The sequence below is a fragment of the Streptomyces beijiangensis genome (assembly GCF_017315755.1).
Classification (GTDB): domain Bacteria; phylum Actinomycetota; class Actinomycetes; order Streptomycetales; family Streptomycetaceae; genus Streptomyces; species Streptomyces beijiangensis.
This window is the reverse complement of sequence record NZ_JAFLRJ010000185.1, coordinates 1-7,201: the sequence shown is the minus strand read 5'-3', so window position 1 is coordinate 7,201 and position 7,201 is coordinate 1. Positions and strand designations below refer to the sequence as shown.

The window sequence follows — 7,201 nt, the reverse complement described above, 5'->3', positions numbered from 1 at the left end:
CGCCGAGCAGCCGCCCCGTGCGGCGCTCGGCGAGCATCTTCACCGTCATCAGGGCCGCTCCGGGGTAGTACCCCGCGCTGTTCGTGGACTCGATCTTCGCCGTGACGAACTGCAGGCCCGCCGCGCGAGCCTCCTTCTCGCGCAGGCCCGTGCGGGCGATCTCCAGGTCGCAGACCTTGGAGACGGCCGTGCCGACCACGCCGGGGAACGTGCCGTACCCGCCGCCGATGTTCGAGCCGATGATCTGGCCGTGCTTGTTGGCGTGCGTACCGAGTGCGATGTGGCGTTCGCGCCCCGAGACCAGGTCGAGCACCTCCACGCAGTCGCCGCCCGACCAGATGTTCTCGTGGCCGCGCACCCGCATGGAGAGATCCGTGAGGATGCCGTGGTGATCGCCCAGCGGGAGTCCGGCCGCCCGTGCCAGGGCGGTCGCCGGTTCCACGCCGATGCCCAGGACCACGACGTCCGCCGGGTACTCGGCCGCGTCCGTGGCGACCGCGCGCACCCGGCCATCCTCGCCCGTGAGGATCTTGGTGACCTCGGCGCCGGTCACCGTCGTGATGCCCATCGTGTCCATGGCTTCGTGCACGAGGCGGCCCATGTCCGGGTCGAGCGTGGTCATCGGCTGCTCGCCGCGGGTCAGGACGGTGACCTCGTAGCCCCGGTGGAGAAGCGCCTCGGCCATTTCCACGCCGATGTAGCCCGCACCGACGATCACCGCACGGCGGCCCTCGGTCCCCTCCAGTGTGTCGATCAGCGCCTGGCCGTCGTCGAGCGTCTGGACGCCGTGCACGCCCGGTGCGTCGATGCCGGGGATTGAGGGGCGGATGGGGCGGGCGCCGGTCGCGACGACGAGCTTGTCGTACGGCGTCCAGGCGTCGGCGCCCGATTCCAGGTCGCGGCTGCGCACCCGCTGCCCGGCCACGTCGATCTCCGTGACCTCGGTCCGCATCCGCAGGTCGATGGCGCGCTCCCGGTGTTCCTCGGGCGTACGGGCGATCAGGTCGTCCCGCGCGGGGACCTCGCCGCCCACCCAGTACGGGATCCCACAGGCCGAGAAGGACGTGAAGCGGGACCGCTCGAAGGCGACGATCTCCAGCTCCTCCGGGCCCTTCAGCCTGCGGGCCTGCGATGCGGCGGACATGCCCGCCGCATCGCCGCCGATGACCACCAGTCGTTCCGCCGCCATGCGTTGACCCCTTGCGTCAGCCCTGTCCGCCTTCTTCCTCGGACGGTACGTGAGCCGGGGCCGGTACATGAGCAGGAGCCGACGGGTGAGCCGGGGCCGGTACGTGAGCAGGAGCCGCTACGGGGCGCTTCGGCAGCCGGGTCCTGACCAGCCGCCACAGGACGTACAGCACGGCGAGCAGGGCGGCGAACGGGGCGACCGCGGCGACCACCATGGCGATCCACTTGAGCACCGTCACGAACGCGCCCCAGCCGCCGCCGAGGGCGTCCAGGAAGCCGGGGCTGTCGTCCTTCTTCTTCGCCGCCTTCGGCGCCGCCGCGGGCTCGGAGAGCGAGAGCGTGATCGTGGAGAGGCTCGTCTGGTCCTTGAGGGACGCCTGCTGGGAGAGGAGTGACTCCAAGTCGGCCTGGCGGGTGGAGAGTTCACCCTCCAGCTGGACCACGTCACCGATCTTGTCCGCCCGGTCCATCAGTGCACGTATCCGGGCGACGCTCGCCCGCTGGGTGGCGATCCGGCTCTGCACGTCGACCACCTGGCTGGTGACGTCCTTGGCGTCGGACGTACGGGAGAGGAGCTTGCCCGTGCCCTGGAGAGCGGCGAGCACGGTGTCGTAGCTCTCCTGCGGGACCCGCAGGACGATCGTCGAGACCTCGTGTCCCGAGCTGTCGCGCCGGGTCGACTCGTTGCCGACGAAGCCGCCCGCGGTCGCGGCCGCCGTGCGCACGGTGGACAGTGCCTCCGCCACGTCCTTGACCTGCACGGAGAGCGAGGCGGTCCTGATGATCTGGCTCTTGGTGAGCACAGGGCTCTTCGCGGGCTTCCCGCCGGACGACGGCTGCGCGGCGCCGGAGTCCGCGGCCCCGCCCGCTCCGCCGGCCTCGGCAGGGCCGGCGGCCTTGTTGTCGGCCGCCGATTTTCCGGCGGAGTCGTCGCTGCTGCCGCTCCCGCTGCATCCGGCGAGGGCGAGCGAGGCGGCGAGCAGAACCGCCGCGAGACTTCTGGGTGCGCGCATTCCGGGTCCCCCGAACGTCGTGTTGGGTGTTGCAGGTTCGACGTACGGGGCGGTGGTACGGGTTGCCCTCCGGTGATCCCGAAGCGGTCACGTTCGGGACTCGGAAAGGGATTCGGAAAGGGTTTGAGAGAGTGGACCCATGAGTGCGGACACACAGGACACACGTACGGGCCATGTCGTGGTCGTCGGCGGCGGGATCTCCGGCCTCGCGGCCGCGCACCGGCTGCTCGCAGCAGGGGTGCGCGTGACCGTCCTGGAGGGCGCGGGCCGGCTCGGCGGCAAGCTGTTCCCGGGAGAGATCGAGGGCGTACGGACCGACTTCGGCGCCGAGTCGATGCTCGCCCGCCGACCCGAGGGCGTGGACCTCGCCCGCGCGGTCGGCATCGGCGACGCCCTGCAGCCGCCCGCCGTCGCGAGTGCCAGCCTCTGGAACCGCGGCGAGCTCGTGCCCATGCCCAAGGGGCATGTGATGGGCGTCCCCGGAGATCCGCAGGCGCTCACAGGGGTCCTCTCCGAGCAGGGCCTGCGCCGGCTCGCCCAGGACCTCGAACTGCCCCGTACCGACATCGGCGAGGACACCGCGCTCGGCGAGTTCATCGCCGCCCGGATGGGCCGCGAGGTCGTCGACCGGCTCGTCGAGCCGCTCCTCGGCGGGGTGTACGCGGGCGACGTCTACCGCACGTCGATGCGCGCCTCCGTCCCCGCGCTGTACGAGGCGGCCCGCAGCCACGACACCCTCACCGCGGCCGTACGGTCCATCCAGGCGCGCACCGCGGCCACCGCCACCGACACCCCCGTCTTCGCGGGGATCGACGGCGGCATCGGCACCCTCCCGCTCGCCGTCGCCGCCGCGATCCGCGCCGCAGGCGGCGACATCCAGCTGGACCGGCCCGTCCACGAGCTGCGGCGCACCGCGGCGGGCTGGCGGCTGCGTACCGACGGCGGATTCGTCGATGCCGACGCCGTGGTCCTCGCCGCCCCCGCCTGGGCCGCATCCGCGCTGCTCGCCGACGCGTCGCCGGCCGCCGCCGCGGAGCTGGCCGCCGTCGAGTACGCCTCGATGTCCCTGGTCACCCTCGCCTTCCGGCGCAGCGAGGTGAACCTGCCGCAGGGCTCCGGTTTCCTGGTGCCGCCCGTCGACGGCCACACCATCAAGGCCTCCACCTTCTCCAGCCAGAAGTGGGCCTGGGCCGACCGTGACCCCGAGCTCGTCCTGCTGCGCACCTCGCTCGGCCGGTACGGCGACGAGGCGCATCTGCACCGCGAGGACGCCGAACTGGTGGACGTGTCGCTGAGTGACCTGGGGGAGGCGACCGGGCTGAGCGCCAAGCCGGTGGCGTCCGTCGTCACCCGGTGGATCGGCGGACTGCCGCAGTACCCGGTGGGGCATCTGGCGCGGGTCGGTCGCGTCCGTACCGCGGTCGCCGCACTGCCTGGACTGCGGGTCTGCGGGGCGGCGTACGACGGTGTCGGCATCCCCGCGTGCATCGCCGGTGCACACCGCGCCGCCGACGAGATCTTGGCCACGCCCACCCTGGTGCCGGGCATCCCGAACGACTTGGGAGAATAGCCGCATGACTGATGCACCAGAGAAGATTTCCAACGCGGGGAAGAAGGCGAAGGACCTCAACGAGGTCATCCGCTACACCCTGTGGTCCGTCTTCAAGCTGCGTGATGTGCTGCCCGAGGACCGCGCCGGTTACGCGGACGAGGTCCAGGAGCTCTTCGACCAGCTCGCCGCCAAGGACATCACCGTCCGCGGCACGTACGACGTCTCGGGCCTGCGCGCGGACGCCGACGTCATGGTCTGGTGGCACGCCGAGACCTCCGACGAGCTGCAGGAGGCGTACAACCTCTTCCGGCGCACGAAGCTCGGCCGCGCCCTGGAGCCGGTCTGGTCGAACATGGCGCTGCACCGCCCGGCCGAGTTCAACAAGTCGCACGTGCCGGCGTTCCTGGCCGACGAGACGCCCCGCAACTATGTGAGCGTCTACCCCTTCGTGCGCTCCTACGACTGGTACCTGCTGCCCGACGAGGACCGTCGCCGCATGCTCAAGGACCACGGCATGATGGCCCGCGGCTACCCGGACGTGCGCGCCAACACGGTCGCCTCGTTCTCGCTCGGCGACTACGAGTGGCTGCTGGCCTTCGAGGCCGACGAGCTCCACCGCATCGTCGACCTGATGCGTCATCTGCGGGCGTCCGAGGCGCGTATGCACGTGCGCGAGGAGGTCCCGTTCTACACGGGACGCCGCAAGTCCGTCGCAGACCTGGTGGCGGGCCTCGCCTAGGCTCGCCATCCCGGGGCGGCAGGGCTGAGCCTGCCACCCCGACCCGGAAGATCAGACGGGGGAATCCAGCGGGGGCAGTAGCCCCGACAGCGCCCGCCCGTCCAATGACACCGGGTCCGGCTCCGGGTGCGGCGCGCACGAAGCGCGCCGCACCGGCGTCCGGCCGGTCAGCAGGTAGTCCTCCATGTAGGTGTTGACGCACTTGTTGGCACCGCCGCCGATACCGTGCGTCCCCGCGTCCCGCTCCGTGATCAGCACGGACCCGGACAGCCTGCGCTGCAGTTCCAGTGCTCCCGGATACGGAGTCGCCGCATCGCGCTCGGCGGCCAGGATCAGTGTGGGGGGCAGCTCGCCAGGCCCGGTGCGGACATCCACCGGCTCCTGGTGCGGCGCCGGCCAGAAGGCGCACGGCAGATTCATCCAGGCGTTGTCCCAGGTCTCGAAGGGCGCCCGGATCGCGAGCAGACTGTTGTCGCGGTCCCAGGTCCGCCAGTCCCTCGGCCAGGCGGCGTCATTGCACTCCACCGCCGTATAGACGGCCGTGCCGTTCTCGTCGTCCTTGGCCGACCGCGGGTCGGGAGCGGCCTGCGCGATCAGCGGCTTCTCGTTCCCCTTCAGATACTGGGCGAGTGCCGTGGCACGCTGCGGCCAGTAGCCGTCGTAGTAGCCGGCCGTCAGGAGCGCCGCCTGGAGCTGCGCGGGACCGACGGTGCCGCCGGCCGGCTTGTGCGCGAGACGCGCCCGCACCTTCTCGTAACTGGCCTGCACCGACAGGGGACTCGACCCCAGGTGATACGTCTTGTCGTGCTTGGCCACCCAGCGTCGGAAGTCCGCCCAGCGGCCCTCGAAGGCGAGCGACTGGCCGAGATTGCTGCGGTACCAGATCTGCTTCGGATCGGGGTCGACCGCCGAGTCGAAGACCATGCGGCGCACATGGGAGGGGAAGAGCGTCGCGTACACCGCCCCGAAGTAGGTGCCGTACGAGGCCCCGAGGAAAGTCAGCTTCCGCTCGCCGAGCGCCGCCCGCAGGACGTCCAGGTCGCGGGCGTTGTTGAGCGAGGTGAAGTGGCGCAGCGCCGTGCCGGCGGTGCGCCCGCAGCTCTGTGCGTACGCCTTCGCCCGTGCGACGCGGTGCCTTTTGTACGCCGCCGAGGGGTACGCGGGGGCTGCGATCGGCGCGTCGGCGAAGGCGGCGGGGGACTGGCAGGAGAGCGGAGCGGAGCGGCCGACACCGCGCGGGGCGTAGCCCACCAGGTCGTATGCCTTCGCGATCCGCTTCCAGTCCGGGAGGCCCGCGACCATCGGGAAGTACATCGAGGAGGCGCCGGGGCCGCCAGGGTTGAAGACCAACGCGCCCTGGCGTCCGGCTTTTCCGCCGGTGGCGGCCGACCGGCTGACGGTCAGTTCGATCTGCTTCCCTTCGGGCCGCGCGTAGTCGAGCGGGACCTTCACGGTGCCGCACCGGGCGGGCGGCGCCACCCGCTCGACGGGGGCGCACGTGCCGAAGGCGATGCCGGTGGCCGCCGCGCGCCGGGCAGCGGCCTCGGTGCCCCTGGTCTCGGCGGAGGCGGAGGCGGACGCGAACGCTGGGGCGGGGCCGGTGCCGGCGCTGTCGGGGGATGCTGCGGCCAGGGTGGACAAGGCGGACAGGACCAAGGCCCCGGCTGTTCCGTACAGCGCTGCTGCTCTCATCGCTATCCCTTCGTGCTGACATTTCTGCAGTACAAAGGGGATGATTCGTGCGGCAGTTGATGAAGTAAAGCACCGCCCGCCGGTGTCGGGGTCAATGACTCCTCTGCGCGGCGCGGCCCCGGCCGAGGGCCGCGCGCAGTGCCGGATCGTCGACGGCGCGCAGGCCCCGTACGGCTACCGAGGTGAGATAGTCGGGCTCGCTGTCCCCGATGGCGGCCAGCAGGCGCTGGCCCTCGGGGGTGGCCCAGCGGGTGTACGGGTGGATCTCGACGCGGGCGATGGCCTGGCAGCCCAGGGTCAGGACGAGCGGCAGGCTGAACCAGGCGGCGATCGGGCCCCGGCCGGTCTGGCTCTGATCGGCCATCAGCAGGGCGGCGGCGGCCATCGCCAGGACGAGGAGCGTGGCGCCGCGCACGGCGCGGACGCCCGCCGCGACCCCGGTGCGGGCGGCTTCCGGGACGGCGAGGCCCGCGAGGACCAGACGGTCGGCGAGGGCGCGTACGGCATCGGCCGCGGCTGCCGCCGGCCGTATCGCGGCCGTACGGGCCTGACCCGCGGGGCCTATCGCCCGCAGGACGCCGCGCTCCAGGTCGTCGTGGCCCTCGGGGTCGACGACGGTCACCCAGCCGGTGTGGGCCAGCAGAAGCCGGCGCCCGCGGTGCATGGCGATCAGGGTCAGATCGGTGACCCGGTAGGGGCCGCCGGAGAGGAACGCCGCCTCGTAGAGCGTGAGGGAGGCGAGGCCGGCGCCTTCGGCCGGTTCGGGAACAGGGCGGGCGGCTGCGACCGCGGCGAGGCAGAGCCGGCCGCACGATATCCCCGCGGCAGCCCATGCGACCAGCAGAAAGATGACCCAGAACATGTCGGCTTTCTACGCGAGTCGGTTGCCGGAGCGCCATGGGTTGTTCACGATGTGGACCCTGCGTTATGGGTTCGTTGCGTTCGGCGACGCGGTGCCCGAGGGGTTCGGGCGGGAGGCGGGCGGCGGCAGCGGGAAGTCGGGGGACGAGGTGACGG

At 71.9% G+C, this 7,201-nt stretch carries 6 protein-coding genes; 2 read left to right on the top strand and 4 right to left on the bottom strand.

From position 1 onward, the window contains the following. The coding region (locus tag J0695_RS20430) for an FAD-dependent oxidoreductase (protein WP_206963558.1) at positions 1 to 1,189 on the bottom strand (1,189 nt) is incomplete at its 3' end. A 16-nt stretch (positions 1,190 to 1,205) separates the two neighbouring features. After that, the gene (locus J0695_RS20425; RefSeq protein WP_206963557.1) at positions 1,206 to 2,201 is read right to left on the bottom strand and encodes a DUF4349 domain-containing protein; all 996 of its coding nucleotides are present in this window, start codon (positions 2,199 to 2,201) and stop codon (positions 1,206 to 1,208) included. Positions 2,202 to 2,340: 139 nt separating this feature from the next. Here J0695_RS20425 and hemG point away from each other — a divergent pair, with 139 nt between their 5' ends. Together hemG and hemQ are read left to right on the top strand one after the other, a co-directional pair. Further along, the gene (gene hemG, locus J0695_RS20420) at positions 2,341 to 3,771 is read left to right on the top strand and encodes a protoporphyrinogen oxidase (RefSeq protein WP_206963556.1); all 1,431 of its coding nucleotides are present in this window, start codon (positions 2,341 to 2,343) and stop codon (positions 3,769 to 3,771) included. A 4-nt stretch (positions 3,772 to 3,775) separates the two neighbouring features. Next, positions 3,776 to 4,492, top strand: a complete 717-nt coding sequence (gene hemQ, locus J0695_RS20415; protein WP_206963555.1) for a hydrogen peroxide-dependent heme synthase — start codon at positions 3,776 to 3,778, stop codon at positions 4,490 to 4,492. 51 nt (positions 4,493 to 4,543) lie between these two features. On the opposite strand, the gene J0695_RS20410 is transcribed toward hemQ, so the two are convergent. After that, on the bottom strand, positions 4,544 to 6,184 hold the full coding sequence (locus J0695_RS20410; protein WP_206963554.1) for an alpha/beta hydrolase: 1,641 nt from the start codon (positions 6,182 to 6,184) through the stop codon (positions 4,544 to 4,546). 91 nt (positions 6,185 to 6,275) lie between these two features. Continuing rightward, positions 6,276 to 7,046 (bottom strand): TIGR04222 domain-containing membrane protein, encoded by a 771-nt coding sequence (locus J0695_RS20405; protein WP_206963553.1) that lies wholly within the window; start codon positions 7,044 to 7,046, stop codon positions 6,276 to 6,278. Positions 7,047 to 7,201 lie beyond the last annotated feature (155 nt).